20 protein-coding genes and 1 pseudogene are annotated in these 20,867 nt (G+C 66.1%); 15 read left to right on the top strand and 6 right to left on the bottom strand.

Going from position 1 to position 20,867, the window contains the following annotated elements; genetic code table 11:
- Positions 1-6 precede the first annotated feature (6 nt).
- Positions 7-1,197 (top strand): CaiB/BaiF CoA transferase family protein, encoded by a 1,191-nt coding sequence (locus NGK70_RS17850; RefSeq protein ID WP_251969838.1) that lies wholly within the window; start codon positions 7-9, stop codon positions 1,195-1,197.
- Entirely contained in the window at positions 1,194-2,189 is a 996-nt protein-coding gene (locus tag NGK70_RS17845) for a hydroxymethylglutaryl-CoA lyase (protein WP_251969837.1), read from the top strand. Before NGK70_RS17850 ends, NGK70_RS17845 begins: the two co-directional genes overlap by 4 nt.
- On the opposite strand, the gene NGK70_RS17840 is transcribed toward NGK70_RS17845, so the two are convergent.
- The gene (locus tag NGK70_RS17840; protein WP_251969836.1) at positions 2,164-2,868 is read right to left on the bottom strand and encodes a GntR family transcriptional regulator; all 705 of its coding nucleotides are present in this window, start codon (positions 2,866-2,868) and stop codon (positions 2,164-2,166) included. The genes NGK70_RS17845 and NGK70_RS17840 overlap by 26 nt on opposite strands.
- 283 nt (positions 2,869-3,151) lie before the next feature.
- On the opposite strand from NGK70_RS17840, the gene NGK70_RS17835 reads away from it, so the two are divergent.
- The 9 genes and pseudogenes from NGK70_RS17835 to NGK70_RS17795 all read left to right on the top strand — a co-directional run bounded on the left by NGK70_RS17835 (position 3,152) and on the right by NGK70_RS17795 (position 11,216).
- Positions 3,152-3,781 (top strand): QcrA and Rieske domain-containing protein, encoded by a 630-nt coding sequence (locus NGK70_RS17835; RefSeq protein WP_251969835.1) that lies wholly within the window; start codon positions 3,152-3,154, stop codon positions 3,779-3,781.
- A gap of 136 nt (positions 3,782-3,917) precedes the next feature.
- Positions 3,918-5,657 carry a PQQ-dependent dehydrogenase, methanol/ethanol family gene (locus NGK70_RS17830; protein ID WP_251969834.1) on the top strand — a complete coding sequence of 580 codons (1,740 nt, stop codon included), beginning with the start codon at positions 3,918-3,920 and terminating at the stop codon, positions 5,655-5,657.
- A 139-nt stretch (positions 5,658-5,796) separates the two neighbouring features.
- Entirely contained in the window at positions 5,797-7,230 is a 1,434-nt protein-coding gene (aldA, locus tag NGK70_RS17825) for an aldehyde dehydrogenase (RefSeq protein WP_251969833.1), read from the top strand.
- Between the two features lie 564 nt (positions 7,231-7,794).
- Positions 7,795-8,808 carry an IS701 family transposase gene (locus NGK70_RS17820; RefSeq protein ID WP_251969112.1) on the top strand — a complete coding sequence of 338 codons (1,014 nt, stop codon included), beginning with the start codon at positions 7,795-7,797 and terminating at the stop codon, positions 8,806-8,808.
- Positions 8,809-9,097: 289 nt separating this feature from the next.
- Positions 9,098-9,496, top strand: a pseudogene (locus NGK70_RS17815) (IS110 family transposase); the annotation flags it as partial.
- A gap of 57 nt (positions 9,497-9,553) precedes the next feature.
- The gene (locus NGK70_RS17810) at positions 9,554-9,874 is read left to right on the top strand and encodes a transposase (RefSeq protein WP_251969832.1); all 321 of its coding nucleotides are present in this window, start codon (positions 9,554-9,556) and stop codon (positions 9,872-9,874) included.
- Positions 9,871-10,107, top strand: coding sequence for a hypothetical protein (locus NGK70_RS17805; RefSeq protein ID WP_251969831.1), 237 nt, complete (start codon positions 9,871-9,873; stop codon positions 10,105-10,107). The genes NGK70_RS17810 and NGK70_RS17805 overlap by 4 nt, the downstream gene beginning before the upstream one ends.
- 168 nt (positions 10,108-10,275) lie before the next feature.
- Positions 10,276-10,941, top strand: coding sequence for a tRNA-uridine aminocarboxypropyltransferase (locus NGK70_RS17800; protein ID WP_310742543.1), 666 nt, complete (start codon positions 10,276-10,278; stop codon positions 10,939-10,941).
- Entirely contained in the window at positions 10,938-11,216 is a 279-nt protein-coding gene (locus NGK70_RS17795) for a VF530 family protein (protein ID WP_251969829.1), read from the top strand. Before NGK70_RS17800 ends, NGK70_RS17795 begins: the two co-directional genes overlap by 4 nt.
- Before the next feature lie 35 nt (positions 11,217-11,251).
- Here the strand turns inward: NGK70_RS17795 and aroE are convergent, their stop codons facing one another.
- A complete protein-coding gene (gene aroE / locus NGK70_RS17790; protein ID WP_251969828.1) occupies positions 11,252-12,100 on the bottom strand; it encodes a shikimate dehydrogenase in 849 nt (282 codons plus the stop codon).
- Between the two features lie 156 nt (positions 12,101-12,256).
- Between aroE and NGK70_RS17785 the strand changes: the two genes are divergently transcribed.
- Positions 12,257-12,964, top strand: coding sequence for a helix-turn-helix transcriptional regulator (locus NGK70_RS17785; RefSeq protein ID WP_251969827.1), 708 nt, complete (start codon positions 12,257-12,259; stop codon positions 12,962-12,964).
- 106 nt (positions 12,965-13,070) lie between these two features.
- Positions 13,071-13,451: a VOC family protein gene (locus NGK70_RS17780; RefSeq protein WP_251969826.1), complete on the top strand. Its 381-nt coding sequence runs from the start codon at positions 13,071-13,073 to the stop codon at positions 13,449-13,451.
- A 13-nt stretch (positions 13,452-13,464) separates the two neighbouring features.
- Here NGK70_RS17780 and NGK70_RS17775 read toward each other — a convergent pair whose 3' ends face one another.
- On the bottom strand, positions 13,465-14,691 hold the full coding sequence (locus NGK70_RS17775) for an IS110 family RNA-guided transposase (RefSeq protein ID WP_251969825.1): 1,227 nt from the start codon (positions 14,689-14,691) through the stop codon (positions 13,465-13,467).
- A gap of 238 nt (positions 14,692-14,929) precedes the next feature.
- On the opposite strand from NGK70_RS17775, the gene NGK70_RS17770 reads away from it, so the two are divergent.
- Positions 14,930-15,406 (top strand): EVE domain-containing protein, encoded by a 477-nt coding sequence (locus tag NGK70_RS17770; RefSeq protein WP_251969824.1) that lies wholly within the window; start codon positions 14,930-14,932, stop codon positions 15,404-15,406.
- Between the two features lie 54 nt (positions 15,407-15,460).
- Here NGK70_RS17770 and NGK70_RS17765 read toward each other — a convergent pair whose 3' ends face one another.
- A complete protein-coding gene (locus tag NGK70_RS17765) occupies positions 15,461-16,798 on the bottom strand; it encodes a PDDEXK-like family protein (protein WP_251969823.1) in 1,338 nt (445 codons plus the stop codon).
- Between the two features lie 410 nt (positions 16,799-17,208).
- Here NGK70_RS17765 and yjjJ point away from each other — a divergent pair, with 410 nt between their 5' ends.
- The gene (gene yjjJ, locus NGK70_RS17760; protein WP_251969822.1) at positions 17,209-18,588 is read left to right on the top strand and encodes a type II toxin-antitoxin system HipA family toxin YjjJ; all 1,380 of its coding nucleotides are present in this window, start codon (positions 17,209-17,211) and stop codon (positions 18,586-18,588) included.
- Positions 18,589-18,640: 52 nt separating this feature from the next.
- Here yjjJ and NGK70_RS17755 read toward each other — a convergent pair whose 3' ends face one another.
- Together NGK70_RS17755 and NGK70_RS17750 are read right to left on the bottom strand one after the other, a co-directional pair.
- Complete coding sequence (locus NGK70_RS17755; protein ID WP_251969821.1) at positions 18,641-19,603, bottom strand: pyridoxal-phosphate dependent enzyme; 963 nt, start codon at positions 19,601-19,603, stop codon at positions 18,641-18,643.
- A gap of 123 nt (positions 19,604-19,726) precedes the next feature.
- Positions 19,727-20,578, bottom strand: coding sequence for a GTPase family protein (locus NGK70_RS17750; protein ID WP_251969820.1), 852 nt, complete (start codon positions 20,576-20,578; stop codon positions 19,727-19,729).
- Positions 20,579-20,867 lie beyond the last annotated feature (289 nt).

Here is a 20,867-nt window from a genome sequence, read left to right as displayed (position 1 = left end):
CCGGCCATGCAAGCACTGCACGGGCTGAAGGTCGTGGAGATGGGCCAGCTGATCGCCGGCCCCTTCGCGGGCAAGACCTTGGGCGACTTCGGCGCCGAGGTGATCAAGATCGAGGCGCCGGGCGCGGGTGACCCTCTGCGCAACTGGCGGCTGCTGCAGGACGGCACCTCCGTGTGGTGGCAGGTGCAGAGCCGCAACAAGCGCAGCATCGCGCTGGACCTGCGTCAGAGCGAGGGCCAGGCGATCGCCAAGCGGCTGATCGCCGAGGCCGATGTGCTGATCGAGAACTTCCGCCCCGGCACGCTGGAGGGCTGGGGCATGTCCTACGAGGAACTCGCCCGCGACAACCCCGGCCTGATCATGCTGCGCATCAGCGGCTACGGCCAGACCGGCCCGTACCGCGACCTGCCTGGCTTCGGCGCCATCGGTGAGGCGATGGGCGGGCTGCGCCACCTGACCGGCGAGCCCGGCCGCGTGCCGGTGCGCTGCGGCATCAGCATCGGCGACACGCTGGCGGCGCTGCACGGCACGATCGGCGTGCTCACCGCGCTCTACCACCGCAAGGTCAATGGCGGGCAGGGGCAGGTGATCGACGTGGCGCTGCACGAGGCGGTGTTCAACGTGATGGAAAGCCTGCTGCCCGAGTACAGCGCCTTCGGCGCGGTGCGCGAGCCGGCCGGCTCCGCGCTGCCCGGCATCGCGCCCAGCAACGCCTACCGCTGCGGCGACGCGGCGGTGGTGCTGATCGCGGGCAATGGCGACAGCATCTTCAAGCGGCTGATGGGCGTGATCGGCCGGCCCGACCTGGCCGACGACCCGGCGCTGGCCGACAACGCCGGGCGCGTGAAGCGCGTGGCCGAGCTGGACGCTGCCATCGAGGCCTGGACCCGCCAGCACCCGGCCACCGATGTGCTGGCGCAGCTCGGCGCCGCCAAGGTGCCGGCCGGGCGGGTCTACACCGCGCAGGACATCGCCGAGGACCCGCACTACCGCGCCCGCGACATGATCCTGAGCCAGACCACGCGCGACGGCCACACGCTGGAGGTGCCAGGCATCGTGCCCAAGCTGCTGGGCACGCCTGGTGCGGTGCGCTCCTCGGCGCCGAAGCTCGGCGACGACACCGACGCGGTGCTCGCCGGCATCGGCTTCAGCAACGAGGACATTGCCGCGCTGCGCGGGCGCAGGGTGGTCGCATGAACGCGCCGGTCTCGCCCGTGTCGCGGGTCTGGAGCGGCGCCGGCCGCCGCGTGCACCTGCAGGAAGTCGGCACCCGCGACGGCCTGCAGGTGGAGGAGCGCTTCGTCCCCACCGCCGACAAGATCGATCTGGTCAACCGCCTCTCGGCCGCCGGCCTGGCCAAGATCGAGGTCACCTCCTTCGTCAGCCCCAAGGCCATCCCGCAGCTGCGCGACGCGGAGATCGTGCTGCGCGAGATCGAGCGCCGCCCCGGCACCGTCTACACCGCGCTGGTGCCCAACGCCCGTGGGGCGGAGCGGGCCATCGAGTCGCGTGCCGACGAGCTCAACCTGGTGATGTCCGCCAGCGAGAGCCACAACCTCGCCAACCTGCGCATGACGCGCGCCCAGTCCTTCGCCGCGCTGGCGCAGACGGCCGCGCTGGCGCGCGCCGCGGGCGTGCGGGTGAACGTCTCGCTGTCCTGCAGCTTCGGCTGCCCGATGGAGGGCGACGTGCCCGAGGCCACCGTGCTGGGCTGGTGCGAGCGCTTCATCACCGAGCTGCGCGCCGACGGCGTGACGCTCTGCGACACCACCGGCATGGCCTGGCCCACCCAGGTGGCGGCGCTGACGGCGGCCTTCCGCGCGCGCTGGCCGGGCAGCGAGCTGACGCTGCACTTCCACAACACCCGCGGCATGGGCCTGGCCAACGTGCTGGCCGGCATCGACGCCGGGGCGGATCGCTTCGATGCCTCCTTCGGTGGCATCGGTGGCTGCCCCTACGCGCCGGGCGCCACCGGCAACGTCTGCACCGAGGAGATTGCTCACGCGCTGGCGCTGATGGGCTACGACACCGGCGTGGACCTGGCGCTGCTGCTCGACGCCGCCCGGTGCCTGCCGGCACTGATCGGCCATGACATCCCCAGCCAGCTCGTCAAGGCCGGCCGGCGGCTGGACCTGCACCCGCGGCCGGCGGACTTCGAGGCGATCAGGGGGAGGGCGCTGGGCCGCTGAGCGCCTGGAGCGCGGCCGGCGTCTGGGCGGCGGCGATGCGCGCGACCATGAAATCCGCGGCGGCGGTGATGTGCTGGCGCGCCAGCGATTCGGCCAGGGCCGCGTCACCACGGGCCACGGCGTCAAGCATCTGCTCGTGCTCGGCCCAGATGTCGCGCGGCTTGTCGTCGCGCAGCAGCACCTGGCCCATCACCCGCTGCATGTAGGTGAGGTGGGGCGCCAGCGTCGGGGCGACCAGGGTGTTGCCGGACAGCTCGTGGATGAAGGCGTGGAACTTCATGTCCGCAGCGATCATGCGCGGCACCTCGCCGGTGGCGACCGCCTTGCGGCCGGCCTCGATCAACGCCGGGCCCTGTCTGGCCGCCTTGGCCGCGCCACGTCGTGCCGCCTCGGCAAAGGCCAGGCCCTCGATGACGGCGCGCATGTCGTACATCTGGCGCACGTAGGACGCGTCCAGCGGCGCCACGATCAGGCGCCGCCCCGGCGCATCGCGCAGCACGCCCTGGCTGAGCAGCAGCGCCAGCGCCTGCTGCACCGGCTGGCGCGACACGCCCAGCGATTCGGCGATGCGCTCCTGCACGACCCGCTCTCCCGGGGCCAGTGCGCCCGAGGCGATCTCCTGCAGGATCGCCTCGCGGACCTGGTCGACGAGGTTGGGCTGGACGGACAGTTGCTTCATGGGCGGGTTCTCGGGCTGTCGCAAACCGCCCCGGTAGGGGTGGTCCGCACGGGTTGATTCTAGGGGTCACCCTCGGAAGGCCGGCTTTGCCCCTGTCCGTTCATCACAACAAATTAGAACTCTGAATTCAGAACGCATTCTGGATAACACTGGGTTCAGAACTCTGAATTCAAAATAAGATGACATCCATCCCGGCGATCACGCATCGCAGGGGGACCGATCCGGCCAGCAGCAACCACCCCCGCAGCGCTCGCCGGTCGACAGCGACCGATGGAGACCCCCCATGTCCATATCCAGCCGCCACAGCAGCCACAGCCGCCCCTGTCACGAATCCAGCCCCTGCGCCTGTTCCTGCGCCGCCGCCCAGGCGGTCAACACCCCGCGCCGCCGGCTCATCCAGATCGCCGCCGCCAGCCTGGCCGCCCCGCTCGGGCTCTCGGCCACCGAGGCCTGGTCCAAGCCGTCCGACGGCGACCGCCTCGTGATGGAAGAGATCGAGGGGGCGCCCGCGCCGCTGCGTCTGACCGATATTCGTCCCGGCAAGCCGGTGCTGGCCTTCCCGTTCGACGCCTCCAGCAAGTCGGTGCGCGACGGCTCGCGCCTGAACAAGGTGGTGCTGATGCGTTTCAACGAGAGCGAGCTGGATGCCGAGACCCGCGCCCGCTCGGCCGGCGGCGTGCTGGCCTTCTCGGCCATCTGCACCCACCAGGGCTGCGACCTGAAGACCTGGTCGAGCAAGGCGCAGCTGCTGGTGTGCTTCTGCCACTCGTCGAAGTTCAACCTGCGCGAGGCCGGCAAGGTCGCCGCGGGCCCCGCCTACCGGCCGCTGCCGATGCTGCCGCTCAAGCTCGACGGCGAGCAGCTCGTGATCGCTGGCGGCTTCACCGCCCCGCCGGGCGGCCAGCTCGCCTGACGCCGACCGTACCGCCCGCTCCCCCTGATTTCCCCCGTCCCGCCGCCGGTCCGGCCGGTGGTGTGGCCGCTGCTTTGCCCCTGCCCTTCTTGCCCCCGCTGCTCCATCCCCGTTCATCCCGAAGAGGAGACACCCCGTGAACCACCGATTCCAGCGCCTTGCCCTGGCCCTCGCGGCCGCTCTGCCCTGCCTGGCCGCCCAGGCCGCGCCCGGCCCCTACACGCCGGTCACCGACGCCCGGCTGGCCAACCCGGAGCCGTCCAACTGGCTGCAGTACCGCGGCAACTACAGCGGCTGGGGCTACAGCGCGCTGGACAAGATCCACGCCGGCAACGTCGGCAAGCTGCAGCTGGCCTGGGCTTTCTCGACCGGCCAGGTCGACGGCCACCAGTCGCCGCCGATCGTCAACAACGGCAGCATGTTCATCACCACGCCGGGCGCGCAGGTGATTGCGCTGGACGCCAAGACCGGTGCCGAGCTCTGGCGCTACAAGAAGGAGCTGCCGCCCGAGCTGATGCAGCTGCACCCGACCAACCGCGGCGTGGCGCTCTACGGCGACAAGGTCTATGTCGCCACCGTCGACTGCCACCTGGTCGCACTCGACGCCAGGACCGGCAAGGTGGTCTGGACCAAGGCGGTCAGTGACTGGAAGGCCATCCACTACATGACCCTGGCGCCGCTGGCCGCCAAGGGCAAGATCATGGTCGGCTCCTCCGGGGGCGAGACGGGCGTGCGCGGCTTCGTCGCCGCCTTCGACGCCGAAACCGGCGCCGAGGCCTGGCGCACCTACACCGTGCCGGCGCCCAACGAACCGGGCGGCCACACCTGGCCGGGCGAGAGCTACAAGAACGGCGGCGGCAGCATCTGGATCACCGGCACCTACGACCCCGAGCGCAACCTGGCCTACTGGGGCACCGGCAACCCCGCCCCCTGGCCCACCGAAGGCCGCAAGGGCGACAACCTCTACACCACCTCCACCATTGCGCTGGACGTGGACAGCGGCAAGATCCGCGGCCACCACCAGTACACGCCCAACGACGCCTGGGACTGGGACGAGGTCAGCGCGCCGGTGCTGATCGACACCGAGGTCAAGGGCCGCAAGGTCAAGGCCGCCGTGCACGCCGGGCGCAACGGCTACCTGTGGATGCTCGAACGCAAGGACGGGCCGATCGATTTCATCGACGCGGTCTCCTACGTCAACAACAACGTCTTCACCCGCATCGACCCGAAGACCGGCCGCCCGACCTACGACGAGAGCAAGCGCCCCGGCCTGGGCAAGGGCATGGTGAGCTTCTGCCCCTCGCTGTGGGGCGGCAAGGACTGGCCGCCCGAGGCCTGGAACCCCAAGACCGGCCTGTTCTACATCCCGGCCAACAACAACCTCTGCGCCGAGATGCCCGAGCCCGAGCCGAGCAAGTACAAGAAGGGCGACCTCTTCATCGGCTACTCGATCGAGGCGGTGCTGGGCAGCCTGCGCTACCAGGGCGGCAACAACGCCGCGGCCCCGAAGACCGTCGGTGAGCTGCAGGCCTGGGACCTGAAGACCGGCAAGCTGGCCTGGGTGACCAAGTTCCCCACCCACCTGTGGGCGCCGCTGCTGACCACCGGCGGCAACCTGATCTTTGCCGGCGGCACCAACGACCGCCTGTTCCGCGCCTTCGACGCCCGCAACGGCAAGGTGCTGTGGGAAGCCCCGACGCCGTCTGGCGTCACCGGCGTACCCAGCACCTTCGAGGTCGACGGCGAGCAGTACGTCGCCGTGCAGTCCGGCTGGGGCGTGGACGCCGCGCGCATGCAGGCCGGCGTCGACACCCTGATGGGCAAGGCCACCGTCGTGCCGCAAGGCGGCACGGTGATGGTCTACAAGCTGAAGTAATTCCCCCCCCCCGTTGCGCCTTCGGCGCTCCCCCCCAGGGGGGCGCCGCCAGTCGACCGGCCAAGCCGGATCGACGGCGGCCGCTGGCTCAGGACAGTGTCTGGCCCCCCGTCCTTTCTCGTTCCTCTGGAGACATGACATGGACAAGTTCGAACGCAACTACATCGACGGCGAATGGGTCAGCCCCGCCTCGGGCCGCACGCTGAAGGTGCTCAACCCCTCGACCCGCGACTTCATCGCCGAGGTGCCGGACTCCGACGCCAGCGATGTGGACCGCGCCGTCGCCGCAGCTCGTGCCGCCCAGCCGGCCTGGGAGAAGCTGCCCGCCATCCAGCGCGCCACGCACCTGCGCAACGTGGCCAACAAGCTGCGCGAGCACCGGACCCGCCTGGCGCGGCGCATCTCGCTGGAGCAGGGCAAGATCCTGCCTCTGGCCGAAGTCGAGATCGACTTCACCGCCAACTACATGGACTACATGGCCGAGTGGGCCCGCCGCATCGAGGGCGAGATCCTCAACAGCGACCGCCCGGGCGAGCAGATCTTCCTGCACCGCCGCCCCATCGGCGTGGTCGCCGGCATCCTGCCCTGGAACTTCCCCTTCTTCCTCATCGCCCGCAAGATGGCCCCGGCACTGGTGGCCGGCAACACCATCGTCATCAAGTCCAGCGAGGAGACCCCGCTCAACGCCTTCGACTTCACCGAGCTGCTGGCCGAGTGCGGCCTGCCCAAGGGCGTGTTCAACCTCGTCACCGGCGGGCGCGCCACCGGCGCGGCGCTGTCGTCGCACCGTGACGTCGGCCTGATCTCCTTCACCGGCCACGTCGGCACCGGCATCAAGATCATGGAGGCGGCGTCGAAGAACCTCACCCGCGTCAACCTCGAACTCGGCGGCAAGGCCCCGGCCATCGTGCTGGACGACGCCGATCTGGAGCTCACCGCCAACGCCCTGTTCAACAGCCGCGTGCTCAACACCGGCCAGGTCTGCAACGCGGCAGAGCGCGTCTACGTGCAGCGCGGCATCGCCGACCGCCTGGCCGACCGCGTCACCCGCCTGATGGCCGAAACCCAGTACGGCAACCCGCTGACCGACCCCGGCCTGCACATGGGCCCGCTGATGAACCAGGCCGGGCTGGACAAGGTGGCCGCGCTGGTCGACGCCGCCAAGGCTCAGGGCGCCCAGGTGCGCACCGGCGGCCGCGTGGCCAACCGCCCGGGCTTCCACTACGAGCCCACCGTGCTGGTCGGCTGCACCGACGCGATGGACGTGATGACCAAGGAAATCTTCGGCCCCGTCCTGCCCATCCGCGTGGTCGACGACCTGGACGAGGCGCTGGCCCTGGCCAACAACTCCGACTACGGCCTGACCTCCTCGGTGTTCACCCAGAACCTCAACGCCGCCATGAAGGCCGCCAACGGCCTGCGCTTCGGCGAGACCTACATCAACCGCGAGCACTTCGAGGCGATGCAGGGCTTCCACGCCGGCCGCCGCAAGAGCGGCATCGGCGGCGCGGACGGCAAGCACGGCCTGTACGAATACATGGAAACGCAGGTGGTGTATTTGCAGACGCAGTGAGCGGGTGAAGCTGCTGCATGGCCGGCCAGTTGGGCCTGCAATAAAGAAAAGGGGCCGCAGGCCCCTTTTCTGCTATATCCCGCTCGATAAGGCGCGCCGGACGAGAATGATATGAGCGAAATAAATTCTCTTGCAACCTATCTGCGCTGTGACGCTCGATTCGAGCTTGGGAATACAACCTCTCGCTCCAGCCAACGCAAGAACCTGATAGTGGTTTGATCCTGTGCATGCCTTAGGATTGCCACAAGCGTCTCGGACTCGATATATTCGCTTGAGAAGGCCCCGATGGTCTTGCTACCCGCTGGATGAATTCGTTGAATGACGATGTAGCGTGGGAGATTGGGAATAATGCGCTTTACGTCTGCATGCCGCAACCATCTCCTGCAGTTGTCATCCTCCAATATATCAATGGGCGCGCCCTTGTACACATAGTAGCGTCCCTCAACTCTGGCATAGGCTCTGGCTTTAATGTGGTAGTATAGGACTTACGCAAACGTTTAAATCAAACTAGATTATTTAATATATCGGCGCCGATTTCGTGGTATTTGTGATAATATATTCACCATGAAACCCACGAGCCGAGACTACTGCCAATTTCTGATATCCACACAAATCAACTACACGCAGACCTATTTTGCGGATCACCATCAGAGGTTTTCTCATGACGCCATAAATCGCTACTTGCAGGCTGCCAATATCAGCCCGGCCGATGTCTGGAATCTGGCCCGACGAAACATCGAATTTGACGACGATGCCTGCCTGGTTTTCGATGACAGCGTTCTGGACAAGAACCACTCGCACAAAATCGAGCTGGTGCGCAAACAGTACAGCGGCAACGCCCACGGCCTGATCAAGGGCATTGGGGTGGTCAACTGCCTGTACGTGAACATCAAGACCGGCCACTACTGGATCATCGACTGGCGCATCTATGCGCCTGACGAAGACGGCAAGTCCAAGCTGGATCATGTCCAGGAGATGTTCGACAATGCCATGGCGCACAAGAAGCTGCCCTTTCGCACCGTGCTGATGGACTCCTGGTACGCCACCATGGATCTGATGAAGCACATCCACCGGGCGGGCAAGCACTTCTACTGCCCGCTCAAGAGCAATCGCAAGGTTGACGACAGCCAAGGCCAGCAGCCCTACAAGGCGGTCAGTACGCTGCAGTGGAGTGCCCAAGAACATGTGCATGGCAAACACGTCAAACTGTTCAAGTTTCCCAGTGACATCAAGCTGAAACTGTTCCGGGTTGTGGTTGATACCAATCGCACGGACTGGGTTGTGACAAACGACCTATCTCAAGATTCGACGGACGATACGCATGAGATGTGTGCCGTGCGCTGGAAGATTGAGCAGTACCACAGGGAGATCAAGCAGGTTCTTGGCATCGAAAAATGTCAGTGCAGAATGGCCCGGTCACAGAAGAATCACATCGCCTGCGCGATATTGGCCTGGGTCCACCTCTGCGAGACGGCCAAAGCGCTGAAGACAAACATCTACAGCCTGAAGAAGGGAATCCTCTCGGAATTCCTCAAGAAGGAACTTCGGTCACCAACCATTCGCATGGCACCCATCTGACATATTGAGTCGAAATGGCGAATCATTGCGCTAGCTGAAGTGACCCTGCGTAAGTCCTATAGTAGAGCCACGCGACGGCATCAAGTATTGGCTTACCGATTAGTCTGCTCATGCAAGCGAAGTCAATTGATACGAGAAATCAAGGGTGCTGGGCCTGCGCCCAACGAATGAAAGGGACATCCCCGTCCCGACCCGGCGCGCTGCGGAATGACCCGAGGCGCGTTGGGAACTGAAGTGACACGATGGGGTTGCGAAATCTCATGTGTTCACCGCTCGAAAGGGGATGTCCATGACCATTGTCTTTCTGGGGATCGACCTCGCCAAGAACGTGTTTGCCCTGCACGGGGTGGACCAATCCGGCCGGGCCGCGCTGGTGCGTCCGCTTGTGCGGCGCGACCAATTGCTGGAGGCGATTGCCAAGTTGCCGCCGTGCACGATCGGCATGGAAGCCTGCTCGGGCGCGCACCACTGGGCCAGATTGTTCGAGCGCTTCGGGCACACGGTTCGCCTGATGGCGCCGAAGTTCGTCGCGCCTTATCGCATGTCGGGACGGCGCGGCAAGAACGACGCAGCCGATGCTGCGGCGATCTGCGAGGCGCTTCAGCGCCCGGCCATGCGCTTTGTGCCGGTGAAGACTGAACTGGCTCAATGCCGGCTGGCGGTGCACACCGTGCGCGAAGGCTGGATGAGGTAGCCTGACTTTTCCGGACACCCACTTGAAGGTGGGAAGCCCGAAGAGGAAGCAATGAGCAATACGACGACATACACCGCGGAGTTCAAGGCCGAGGCGGTGAAGCTGGTGACCGAGCAAGGGTTCAGTCACCAGGAGGCCGCGCAGCGCCTTGGCATACCCAAGGGCTCGCTGAGCAATTGGGTCAGCTTGCAGCGCAGCCGTGGGCGCGGCACCGCGGGCACGGCAATGCCTGGCGAGCTCAGCCGCGAGCAACTGCAAGCCGAGGTGGCACGGCTGCGCCGTGAACTGGCCCGTGCAGAGATGGAGCGAGAGATCGTAAAAAAAGCCGCCGCGTACTTTGCGAAGGAGTCGCTGCAAGGTACGCGTTCATGAAGCAACTGCTGAGCGACCACGACTACCCGGTGCGCCGGGTGTGTGCGGCACTGGAGGTCTCACCCAGCGGCTATTACGAGTGGCTGGCGCGTCCCGCCTCGGCGCGCACGCAGCACGACCAGCGGCTGCAGGTGTCGATTGGCGCCATCCATCAGGCCAGCCGCCACAGCTACGGCACGCGTCGCGTGCACCGCCAGCTGCAGGCTCACACTTCGACTTTCCAAATGACCTGACTGTCGATGAAGCAATCCATTCGCCGCGCAAAGCAGCGCGGTGTGGAGTGAATTCTGAGCACCGCAAGTCGCCGCGGCAAGGGGGGCGTGGCGGCAGCAGGTTCAGGCATCCAACTGGGCGGGTTGGGCGGGGCGACGAACTCCCTGTTTGGTCGCTGGGTCGGGCAAGTGAGTGGCCACGGCCGTGCGACCATCGCCCACGTGAATACGCCCTCGCACTCGCTCCCGCTCCCTCGTCGCTCGATCTGCCCGCGCTGCCTGCGCCCGCAGGCGACCTGCCTGTGCGCGCTTGCCATGCCCACGGCGCACCGCACCGAGGTGCTGGTGCTGCAGCACCCGCAGGAGCAGCGCCAGGCGAAGAACAGTGTGGCGCTGCTGCGGCTATCGCTGTCGAACTGCGAGGTGGTTGTGGGCGAGCGCTTTGCCCCCGAGGCGCTACAGGCCCTGCTGGTCCGCCCCGGGCGGCAGACGCGGCTGCTCTATCCGGACGTGCCGGCGGCGCCAGCGCCCGCCGCCCCGGCAGTGGGGGCGATGGGCGCCGGGGAGCCGCTGCGGCTGGTGGTGATCGACGCGACCTGGCGCAAGAGCCTGCGCATGCTGCTGGAGCACCCGCTGCTGGCGGCGCTGCCGCGCCTGTCGCTGGACGCGCCTGCGCCCACCCGCTACCGCGCGATCCGCGCGGCGCGGCGGGCCGACCAGGTCTCGACGCTGGAGGCCACGGTGCAGGCGCTGGCGCTGCTGGAGGGGCCGGGCTTCGACGCCGAGCGGCTGCTGGAGCGCTTCGGCGAGTTTGTCGCGGGCGTGGCGGCCCGGCAGCGACAATTTGAGCCATGACCGAACCTGCCTCGCCCGCCGCCGCTCAGCCCCGCAACCCTCTGCATGGCCTGACGCTGGAGGCCATCGTCACGGCCCTGCAAGGCGAGTACGGGTGGGACGGGCTGAGTGCGCGGATCCCGTTGCGCTGTTTCGCCTCGGATCCCAGCGTCAAGTCGAGCCTGACCTTCCTGCGCAAGACGCCCTGGGCGCGTGAGAAGGTCGAGGGGCTGTACCTGTTCATGCTGCGGGAGCAGCAGCGCTCGGCGCGTGGCGATCGCTCGCCGCAGCGCTGAGCCGCCGCCAGCCCCTGCCGACCCCAACTGCAGGATCAGAGCCCCAGGTCCAGCAGCGCCTGGCGCATCACTGCGGCGTCAGGGGTCAACCCGGTCCAATGCCGCACGCCGATCACGCCCTGGTTGACCAGCATGCCCAGGCCGTCGGCGGTGCGGCAGCCGCGCTGGCGGGCGGCGCGCAGCAGGTGGGTGAGCGGCGGGTTGTGGATGCCGTCGGCCACGATCATCGACGCGTCCAGGCTGTCGAGGTCCAGGTCGAGCGTGGCGTCGACGTCCGGGTACAGGCCGATCGAGGTGGCGTTGACGACGATGTCGGTGCCGGCCGGAATGGCGTGCTGCGGCCGCCAGGGGCTGTAGAGCGCCGTCGCCGCCGTGCGCTGGTTGAGCAGCTCGGCCAGCTCGCGCCCACGGGCCTCGCCCCGGTTGACCACCTCGATGCGGCGCGCACCGGCCAGCGCCAGCTCCACGCAGACGGCGCGCGCGGCACCCCCCGCGCCGAACACCAGCACCGAGCGGCCGGCGGGGTCGACCTGCTCGCGCAGCGCCTGGACGAAGCCCTGGCCGTCGGTGTTCTCGCCGATCAGCGTGTCGCCGCGGCGCACCACGGTGTTGACCGCGCCGATGATCTCGGCCGACGCGCCCAGCCCGTCCAGGTGGGCAATCACCGCGACCTTGTGCGGAATCGAGCAGTTGAAGCCGCGCCAGCCCATCGCCCGTGCGCCGCGCACCGCATTGCCCAGCGCCTCGGGCGCCACCTCGCAGTTCAGGTAGCGCCAGTTCAGGCCGAGCTGGCGGTAGGCCGCCTCGATCATCACCACCGTCGGGTTCTCGGCGGCGGGCTGGGCGAAGGAGCCGGTGAGCGGCTGCAGGAAGTCGTGCGCCATGGCGATGTCTCCGGGCGATGGGGGCGGCGCCTCTGCGGGCGCTGATCGGTGTGAATCCAGTGTCCCACGCGGGGGCGGCCACGGCGCAGGCGTGGCCACCGATTGATCGCCGCCTGCAACCCGGGCCGCCGCCCGCGGTCCCGCGACAATCGCCCGATGTCCCGCGCCGAACGCCTGCTGGCCCTGCTCGAACTGCTGCGCCGCCACCGCCGCCCGGTCAGCGGCGCGGCGCTGGCCGAGTCGCTGGGCATCAGCCTGCGCACGCTGTACCGCGACATCGCCAGCCTGCAGGCCCAGGGCGCGGCCATCGACGGGGCGCCCGGCTTCGGCTACGTGCTGCAGCCGGGCTTCGTGCTGCCGCCGCTGATGTTCACGCCCGACGAGATCGAGGCGCTGGTGCTGGGCTCGCGCTGGGTGGCCGAGCGCGCCGACCCCCGCCTGGGCGGCGCCGCGCGGCAGGCGCTGGCCAAGATCGCCGCAGTGCTGCCTGCCGAGGCGCGCCAGCTGCTGGACGGCGCCTCGCTGCTGGTCGGCCCGGCGGTGGACGCCGCGCCCGCCTGCGAGCTCTCCGCGGGCGACGCCGACCTGGCTGGCCTGCGTGGGGCGATCCGCGCCGAGCACAAGCTGGCGCTGCGCTACCGCGATGCCCAGGGCCGCGAGACGGCGCGCACCGTTTGGCCCATCGCGCTGGGTTTTTTCGACCGCACGCGCGTGCTGGTGGCCTGGTGCGAGCTGCGCCAGGCGCTGCGCCACTTCCGCACCGACCGCATCACCGCGCTGACGCTCACCGAGCAGCGCTACCCGCGCCGCCGCCAGCTGCTGCTGCGCGAGTGGCGCGAGGCCGAGGGCATCGCGGCGCCGTGAGTCGGCTCTGAACGATTCCCAACCGATGTCGCCTGCTGCCAGAAACTGACAGGGGTTGCGCGGACCATGAAGGCTCTTCCAACCCCGACTTGTTCTGGAGCCCGACATGGCCGACGCCGTCTTCACCCTGCTGCACGTCAGCGACCCCGCCGCCAGCGCCCGCTTCTACGAGGCGCTGCTGGAGCGAGCGCCCATCGAGGCCTCGCCCAGCTTCGCGATGTTCGCCCTCGGCCCCGGCGCGATGCTGGGCCTGTGGCAGCGCGAGGGCGTCGCGCCCGCCTCCGCCGGCTCGCCCGGCTGCAGCGAGCTGGCGCTGGCCGTGGCCGACCGCGCCACGGTCGACGCCCACTACGCCCACTACGGCCGCTGGGTGGCGCTGGGCTGCACCCTGCTGCAGGCGCCGACGGCGATGGACTTCGGCTACACCTGCGTCGTGCAGGACCCCGACGGCCACCGCATCCGCGTCTTCACGCCGGAGGGGACCTAGGATGAAACTATCTTCATGCAGCCGGCGTGAGTTGTACGGCGTAACCGATCTGCTGAAGCCTGCGCACCAGTCGGGTGGCGGTCTTGTGGGCGTCGGCGCGATCGAAGTGGGCGGCGCCGAGGTCATGCCACTCGGTGCCGTCGCGCAGCATGTGCCAAGCCGCGGTGAGCATCGAGGCGGCCACGCCGATGATCGCCTTCTTGGCGCCGCGACGAGCGCGCAGGCGGTGGAACTGCGCCTGCAGGTAGCTGCCCTTGACTTTGATGGCTGCCCAGGCGGCTTGCACGAGGGTGGTCTTGAGCCACCTGCCGCCACGGCGCAAGCGAACGCTGCGACGCTTGCCGGCGCTCTCGTCGTTGCGCGGGCACATGCAGGCCCAGGACAGCAGATGAGCCGGGGTGGCGAAGCGCGACATGTCGATACCGATCTCGGCCACGACCACATGGGCGCTGACCTCGCTGAGGCCCGGCATGGTGCTCAGCAGCTTGGCGGCGTGCCGAAAGGGCGCCAGCCCTTGACCCACCTCCTTCTCGATGGCGGCGATGGCCTGATCCAGCGCATCGATGTGCCCCAGGTGCAGCATGAGCATGAAGCGGTGGTGAGCGCTGACGCGGCCGCGCAGCGCTTCGAGCAACTCGGCACGGCTGGCCTTGACGCGCACGCTGACCAGCGAGACCAGGCGCTCGGGATCGCGCTCGCCGCCGATGAGGGCCTGCAACACGGCCCGGCCGCTCTTGCCCACGATATCGGCCAGCACGACGCCAAGCTTCAAGTTGGCGTCTTCGAGCACCTTCTCGATGCGTTGGACGTGCGCGCTGCGCTCGCGCACGAACTGCTTGCGGGTGCGCGTGAGCGAGCGCAGTTCCTGTACCGCCACCGGCGGCACGAAGCTGGCGCGGATCAGGCCGTGGGCCAGCAAGTCCGCCAGCCACATCGCGTCGTTGACGTCGGTCTTGCGGCCAGGAACGTTCTTCACGTGCGCGGCGTTGGCCAGCACGAGCTCGAAGTGGCCTTCGAGCACGTGCCACACTGGCTTCCAGTACACGCCGGTGGCCTCCATGGCGACTGGCTCGACGCCGAAGGAGTCGAGCCAGTCGCCAAGGGCCAGCAGGCCCGAGGTAGTCGTCTGGAAGGTGCGCACCTCCTGCAAGGGTGGGCCGTCGCGGGCGATGCGCACGCACGCCACCACCGTCTCCTTGTGCACGTCCAGTCCGGCGCAGCGCGGGTAGATCACTTCCATGATCGCCTCCAGTCCGCGGCGACATCGGCATGCGGCCCACGTCATCGAACTCTAGGATGCGTGCTCAGGGGCGCGAAGCCCAAGGCGACAGTGCGGGGTGCTCGTGGAGCCGCGGGTCCAACTGACATACGGGTTCGAGACACCAAGTACGAACCGACCTCTGCGCCGGACGCCGCCACCGCATTACACGCCCGTTTCATGCGTCGCGGGTCGCGCGAAGCGCGGTGGAGCAACTGACATGGAAGACCCGCGCTGCTGGGTGGCCGTGGCCTCGGCCGAGCACGTGCGCCTCGGCCGGCGCGGCGGCTTCATGCAGGTCTGCCACGGCAAGGGCGGCCCGCTGCGCCGCCTGCGGCCGGGGGACCGGGTGGCCTACTACTCGCCCACGGTGCACTTCGGCGCCGCGGACCGGCTGCAGGCCTTCACCGCGCTGGGCCAGATCCAGCCCGGCGAGCCCTACACCTTCGACATGGGCGGCGCCTTCATCCCCTACCGCCGCGACGTCGCCTGGGACGCCGACGCTACCGAGGCCCCCATCGCCCCGCTGCTGCAGCGCCTGTCCTTCACCGCCGGGCGCCGCAGCTGGGGCTACGCCTTCCGTTTCGGGCTGCTCGAGGTGACGGCCGACGACATGGCGCTGATCGCCGGGGCGATGCGGGGTTATCTCTGCGCGACGGGATCTTGGGGGGTAAGTTCAAATTCGACCGAAAAATAATTTACTGCAATACCGTTAGAATTAGTCTAGCTCAACAATAACCCAGAAACTTGACTAACAAGACGGCGCTGCGGCTTCCAGTTTGACGTTCAGTTGCTCGATTTCCTTTGCAAGTTCAGCCAGAGACAGGCCTTTGTCGATGGGAACACGCCGGAACTGACTATCCTCAAATGCGCCGAATCGGGGTTCAGCTTCTTTGAGCCGACTTCGAAGCGCCTGCGCGTCATAGTCATCGTCTACCCACCCTGCATTCCATATTAACCGAAGATTGAACTTCGTCTTGGTCTGATCTGAATATCTAATATTCATGACCAATGGCCACCATGCCCCTCTGAACCGCTCCCATCCAGTCGGACAAACGTCAAGCCAGGCGCGGGCATGCTCAATACTTGATAACGGCAATTTCGGCAGTAGCCTATGAAGCCCCGTCTTCACGTAAGCCATACCTTTGGTCTCACGCAGCAACTCCACAACCCCCTTGTTTTGGAGGGTAAAGAGAAGCGAGGGATTTGGATCCTTTGCTCCGAGCCACTCTTTTTCAATCCTCCCAGCAGATGGTTCGACCAATGCCCTGATCGCATCTGGATGCCGTTGATGAAGAATTGCGGCAAGCTCGATGCATTTCTTGGCTTGGGGAGCCTCCCAGTCACTCTGGCGATTACAGTAGCCCACCACAAGCTTGGCCGCAGCATTGCCCCGCTCAACCTGAAGGAGCGCCCGGCCAGCGGAGGTTTTGAGCCACTCATAGCCCATGTGCAACCACGATTCCGAGCAGGGATGTCCCGCGGATTCCTCAGCGTCAAAATCACGGTCTAGGGCGATAAAAACATGACTGTATCCGCGGAGATGAATATTTTCATCCACCATTTCGTCGAAGCATTTTCGGTATAACTTAAGTTGTGCTTCCCTGTGCGCCGCGCCAGCCTTATTTTCAATCAAGAGAATATACTTATTCTGAGGATCGATGACGAAGAGATCGACACGCTCAGCAGCCTTCATCCCCAGCTCTCGAGCGTAAAATGCGGAGCCGAATCCCGAGGTTCTAATTCGTGAAGGTGGCCAAGCCTTGAAGAATCGCGAGGTGGCACTGCCTTTTTCTAGTCCGCTCTCGCCTCTTGCCACCTTCATCGAGGCTGCAGTTAGCAGATCACGGAGAATTTGATCGCCTTGACCATGCCCCTCCCGAGGGTCAAGCATCCATCCAAGGATGTCCGAGTGCTGGTTTTCACTAAGCGCGATGACGTCGAGCACCTCGTCTCCGGTGCGTTGAAGCTCGCATAACGTCACCATGTCTTCGTCGGCCAAGAGGTGCTCAATCGCTGCCGCAGGATCAATTTTTCCCATGTCTATCCTTCCTTGTATTGATTCGTTGGTGGGGCCGGCATCAAACATTATCCGGATCAGCACAACATCTTCGCCAACGGAATATGGATCTCTTGCAATATAAAAGGCTAAGCCGGATAAGGCTCGAATTCAGGTATAGTAGTTGCATTAAGTGCCAATTTGGCCGACCGTCTGGGCTTGTTCCCACACCTTCTTGAGAAATATCACATGACCGACGCCACTTCGTGCAGGTCCAAGAAGTCGGACGGCTTTTCGTCGTTGCCGAGGACTTCGCCCAACACGTGTTGGATGTGGGTCAGGGGCGTTGCCGGGGCAGGGGGCGGCGAAGATCCTGGAAGGCTGTCGCCCGCCCCCTCGACCCACAGCTACCGGGCGTGGCACGGCAGGGGTGAGAGCCGGGCGGCGCAACGGGCGGGGTGGCAGAATCCAACTATCTATTCAATCATCGATTCAAACTCATGCCGACAGCCGCCGATCACTTGGGAGAACGCGCTCGATCCGCCCTGCGGCGGGGCGTCCGCACAGCGCGGGAGCTGATGGCAGAGCTGGGTGTGAGCCAACCCACCTTGTCACGCGCCCTTCGCACGCTCGAAGCCGACCTCGTGCCGATCGGCGCTGCAAGATCTATTCAATACGCCCTGCGCGACGCGACCCGCCAGGACCTGCAGGTGCGGGTGCATCGGATCTCGGCCGCCGGTCAGTTGGAAGAACTCGGCACGCTCGTGCCCGTGCACCCCGAAGGCTTCGTGCTGCTGCAGGCCGACGGTCGGCGCGTGCACAGTGACGGTCTGCCCTGGTGGCTGTTCGACCTGCGGCCGCAGGGCTACCTGGGCCATGCCTACAACCTGCAGCACGGCGCCCGGCTGGGCCTGCCCACCCGCCTGACGGACTGGAACGACCGCCACGTCCTGTGCGCCCTGCTGCAGCAAGGCGATGACCTGCCGGGCCACCTCCTGCTCGGTGACGCGGCCCGCGATCGCTTTGTCCACGCACCTACTCCCCAGCCGATCGACCTGAGCGGCAAGGCCCAGGCCTATGCCGAGCTGGCGGCGGCGGCGGCGCGGGGCGAACTGCCAGGTTCGTCCGCGGGCGGCGAGCAACCCAAGTTCACCGCCTACGCGCAACGCGAGGAAGGTGCGGCGCACGTCATTGTCAAATTTACCGCCCTCACCGACTCGCCGGTCAGTGAGCGCTGGCGCGACTTGCTGCTGGCCGAGCATCTGGCCCTGGAAGTCCTGCACCACCACGGCGTCGCTGCGGCCCGCTCCGCCCTGCTGGACCAGGGTACTCAGCGTTTTCTGGAAGTCCGCCGCTTTGACCGCGAGGGCCCCCTCGGCCGCAGGGCCTTGTATTCGGTGCAGGCGCTGGCCGCCGAGTTTGTGGGCCTGGCGGGAAACTGGCCCCAGGTGGTGCGCGCACTGGCCCGTGAAGGCGTGGTCGAGCGCCAAGCGGTGGCGCAGGCCGAACTGCTGTGGGCCTTCGGCACGCTGATCGCGAACACCGACATGCATGGAGGGAACCTGTCCTTCCTGGCGGAACAGGGGCAGCCCTTTCAGCTGGCGCCGGCCTACGACATGACCTGCATGGCCTTTGCGCCGACCGCCGGGGGGGATCTGCCAGCTCGGGACCTGAATCCGACCCTCAGCAACGAGGTTCCCGCTTCGGCCTGGCAACGGGCCCTGCCCATGGCCGAAGACTGGCTCGACCGACTGCGCCACAGCACTGCCTTGAGCGCCGGCTTTGCGCCCTGCCTCGACGCCCTGACTGCCCATCTGGACACGGCCCGTACGCGCGTGGCCCGACTGGCGGACGCATCCACTGCAGGCACCGGCCCGTGACGCCGCGCGCCCCGGTCGCCGCCTTGCGCAGCCTCCGGGGTTCTGTGCTCCGCTAGGGGCGCTCGGCGGTGTCGGCCGCAGGCACGTTGCCGTCGGTGGGCACCGCGCGGGCCAGTCGCTGCAAATCCTCATAGGTCGTGCAGGCGCCGCCGCAGAGGACGACCAGCACGTTCGCCGCGTCCCGCAGCAGAGGCACCGCCCGCTGCGTGGCCGCGGCCACCGCCGCGCCGCAGGCCGGCTCGACGATGAGGCGGTGCTCCCGGGCCACATCCAGGCAGGCCTGAACCGCCTCGGCGTCCGACACGGTGACGCTGATCACCTCGTGCTCCCGGGTCCACTGAAAGGCCCGGTCGCTCACACGCCGCGCACCCAGCGAGGTGGCCACGCTGGTGATTCCGTCCAGCGTCACGGGCTGCCCCGCGGCCACCGCGGCGTGCAGCGAAGCGGCGCCAACCGTCTCCACCGCCACCAGCGGCACATCGGCCCAGCCCACCGCGTGCATGCCCTGCAGCACGCCGGCCATCAACCCGCCCCCGCCGACCGACAGCACTACGGCGTCCGGCTTGGGGCCCTGCGCGGCCGCCTCGGTGATGAGGGAGGCATGGCCGTCCCACAGCAGCGGGTCGTCGAAGGGGTGGATGAAGGCGTCGCTGGGCTGGCGCAGCGCCATCAGGTGCTCGTTCGCCTCCATCCAGCTCGCGCCGTGCACCACGACCTGCGCCCCCTGCCGGCGCATCAGCGCCTGGGGCCACTCCAGCGTCGTCTCCGGTACGACGACCAGCACCGGCAGCCCGAGCCGCCGCCCAGCGTGCGCGACCGCCAGGCCCGCATTGCCGCCCGACGACGACAGCAGGCGCCGCGCCCCGCGCTGCGCATGGACCGCGCAGGCGTGCCCGACGCCGCGCAACTTGAACGAGCCGCTGGGCTGCAGCGCCTCCAGCTTCAGCCACAGGCGCGAAGCAGGGGTGCTGAAGGCATCGGATTCGACGAGCGGGGTCTGAATGTGAATGGCCATGGCGGGGATCGTAGCGCCGACGGGGGGGCTCGAACGGTTGAGCCGATGTCGCTTTTTCCCAGACCAGTACAGCAAACAGTCAGCCTCCCTTCCCCAACGGCCCCATCGAACAGAAAGCAAAACCTACCACCAACCCCTAAGCCAACTTCCAATGGACGAAATTATTTTTGGCGCAGAAGCGACGATCACATTGAATGCCGTTTCTTTAATCGAATCCCAAGCCTCTCCCGCAAAATCCCTTACAGAATCCCAAATGCCCTTTTCAGCGCCTCTTCTTGCTTCTTCGCTTACAATTTCTTTTTTTGCTTCTCGTGTGAATGAGTATTTTTTTTCGTTTGGGAGTGCCGCAACGACCAGTTCAACAAGATCTTTTAGATTGTAGAAGCGCCCTTTCTTGGAAACTGCGATGGAAATTACTCTATTCGCAGGAACATCAAAACGCCTAGAGACGTCATTTTCCTTTATTGCAATATTTCCGCATTGCGTGCCACCCGGCATGTATTCTAGATGATCCCAGTCTTCCGTGTCATTGGTCTTGTCGGTTTGGGTTATCACGAATAGAACAGGTGGAGCCTTATCCGTCGAAGAAAACACATCCTTATATGAATCCAAGGCCGATGCATAATTTCGATCATCCGCCTTAATTGCCCAGAGCACCAAATCGAGCTCAGGAACCAAACTCTTATACAAAGCGGTATATTCTTTTTGGTGATCAGGGTCTTCACCTACGCCCGGAACATCGACAAGAATTATCCCACCATCCTCGGAGCCAACGAGAATCTCTTGAGGCTTGCGAGTGCATGCCTCCACATCAGAAATTTTCGCAACTTCTCTCCCAAAAAGTGCATTGCACAAACTAGACTTCCCAACTCCAGAATTTCCAAACACACCAACTTTTGGTGTGTAGGAGCGAATTCTATTTACTCTCTTGGAAATCTCTTGAGTAATTTGCTCTCTTGTCAGATGTGGGTTCATTTATTTATGCTACCGAACGGGTAGACTAAATTTTTATCCTAGGGGATACACCGAGAAAGGAGCGGCCCAGTATTTCATTGACATTTCCATCCCGGAACGAAAGAAGCAAGGACAAAGCTCACAGACTAATCCTCAAAGAGCTTGAACAAGCCATACCCAATCGCCGCAATTGCGGCAACCGGGGCTGCCGCCGTTATAATCGCACCTGCGGCCATGCCTCCGCCGACAACAGACCCGATCGCTGCCATTCCAGACGAAATGGCAGCTCCGCCGGCCAGTCCGGAGGCTC

It is taken from the genome of Sphaerotilus microaerophilus (assembly GCF_023734135.1).
GTDB classification, from domain to species: Bacteria; Pseudomonadota; Gammaproteobacteria; order Burkholderiales; family Burkholderiaceae_C; genus Sphaerotilus; species Sphaerotilus microaerophilus.
This window is presented reverse-complemented; position numbering and strand designations above follow the sequence as displayed.

Excerpts from the sequence above, each read along its gene's own strand:
- NGK70_RS17850 (WP_251969838.1), top strand. The coding sequence starts at position 7 with ATGCAAGCACTGCACGGGCTGAAGGTCGTGGAGATGGGCCAGCTGATC.
- NGK70_RS17845 (WP_251969837.1), top strand. The coding sequence starts at position 1,194 with ATGAACGCGCCGGTCTCGCCCGTGTCGCGGGTCTGGAGCGGCGCCGGC.
- NGK70_RS17840 (WP_251969836.1), bottom strand. The coding sequence starts at position 2,868 with ATGAAGCAACTGTCCGTCCAGCCCAACCTCGTCGACCAGGTCCGCGAG.
- NGK70_RS17835 (WP_251969835.1), top strand. The coding sequence starts at position 3,152 with ATGTCCATATCCAGCCGCCACAGCAGCCACAGCCGCCCCTGTCACGAA.
- aldA (WP_251969833.1), top strand. The coding sequence starts at position 5,797 with ATGGACAAGTTCGAACGCAACTACATCGACGGCGAATGGGTCAGCCCC.
- NGK70_RS17820 (WP_251969112.1), top strand. The coding sequence starts at position 7,795 with ATGAAACCCACGAGCCGAGACTACTGCCAATTTCTGATATCCACACAA.
- NGK70_RS17810 (WP_251969832.1), top strand. The coding sequence starts at position 9,554 with ATGAGCAATACGACGACATACACCGCGGAGTTCAAGGCCGAGGCGGTG.
- NGK70_RS17805 (WP_251969831.1), top strand. The coding sequence starts at position 9,871 with ATGAAGCAACTGCTGAGCGACCACGACTACCCGGTGCGCCGGGTGTGT.
- NGK70_RS17795 (WP_251969829.1), top strand. The coding sequence starts at position 10,938 with ATGACCGAACCTGCCTCGCCCGCCGCCGCTCAGCCCCGCAACCCTCTG.
- aroE (WP_251969828.1), bottom strand. The coding sequence starts at position 12,100 with ATGGCGCACGACTTCCTGCAGCCGCTCACCGGCTCCTTCGCCCAGCCC.
- NGK70_RS17785 (WP_251969827.1), top strand. The coding sequence starts at position 12,257 with ATGTCCCGCGCCGAACGCCTGCTGGCCCTGCTCGAACTGCTGCGCCGC.
- NGK70_RS17780 (WP_251969826.1), top strand. The coding sequence starts at position 13,071 with ATGGCCGACGCCGTCTTCACCCTGCTGCACGTCAGCGACCCCGCCGCC.
- NGK70_RS17775 (WP_251969825.1), bottom strand. The coding sequence starts at position 14,691 with ATGGAAGTGATCTACCCGCGCTGCGCCGGACTGGACGTGCACAAGGAG.
- NGK70_RS17770 (WP_251969824.1), top strand. The coding sequence starts at position 14,930 with ATGGAAGACCCGCGCTGCTGGGTGGCCGTGGCCTCGGCCGAGCACGTG.
- NGK70_RS17765 (WP_251969823.1), bottom strand. The coding sequence starts at position 16,798 with ATGTTTGATGCCGGCCCCACCAACGAATCAATACAAGGAAGGATAGAC.
- yjjJ (WP_251969822.1), top strand. The coding sequence starts at position 17,209 with ATGCCGACAGCCGCCGATCACTTGGGAGAACGCGCTCGATCCGCCCTG.
- NGK70_RS17755 (WP_251969821.1), bottom strand. The coding sequence starts at position 19,603 with ATGGCCATTCACATTCAGACCCCGCTCGTCGAATCCGATGCCTTCAGC.
- NGK70_RS17750 (WP_251969820.1), bottom strand. The coding sequence starts at position 20,578 with ATGAACCCACATCTGACAAGAGAGCAAATTACTCAAGAGATTTCCAAG.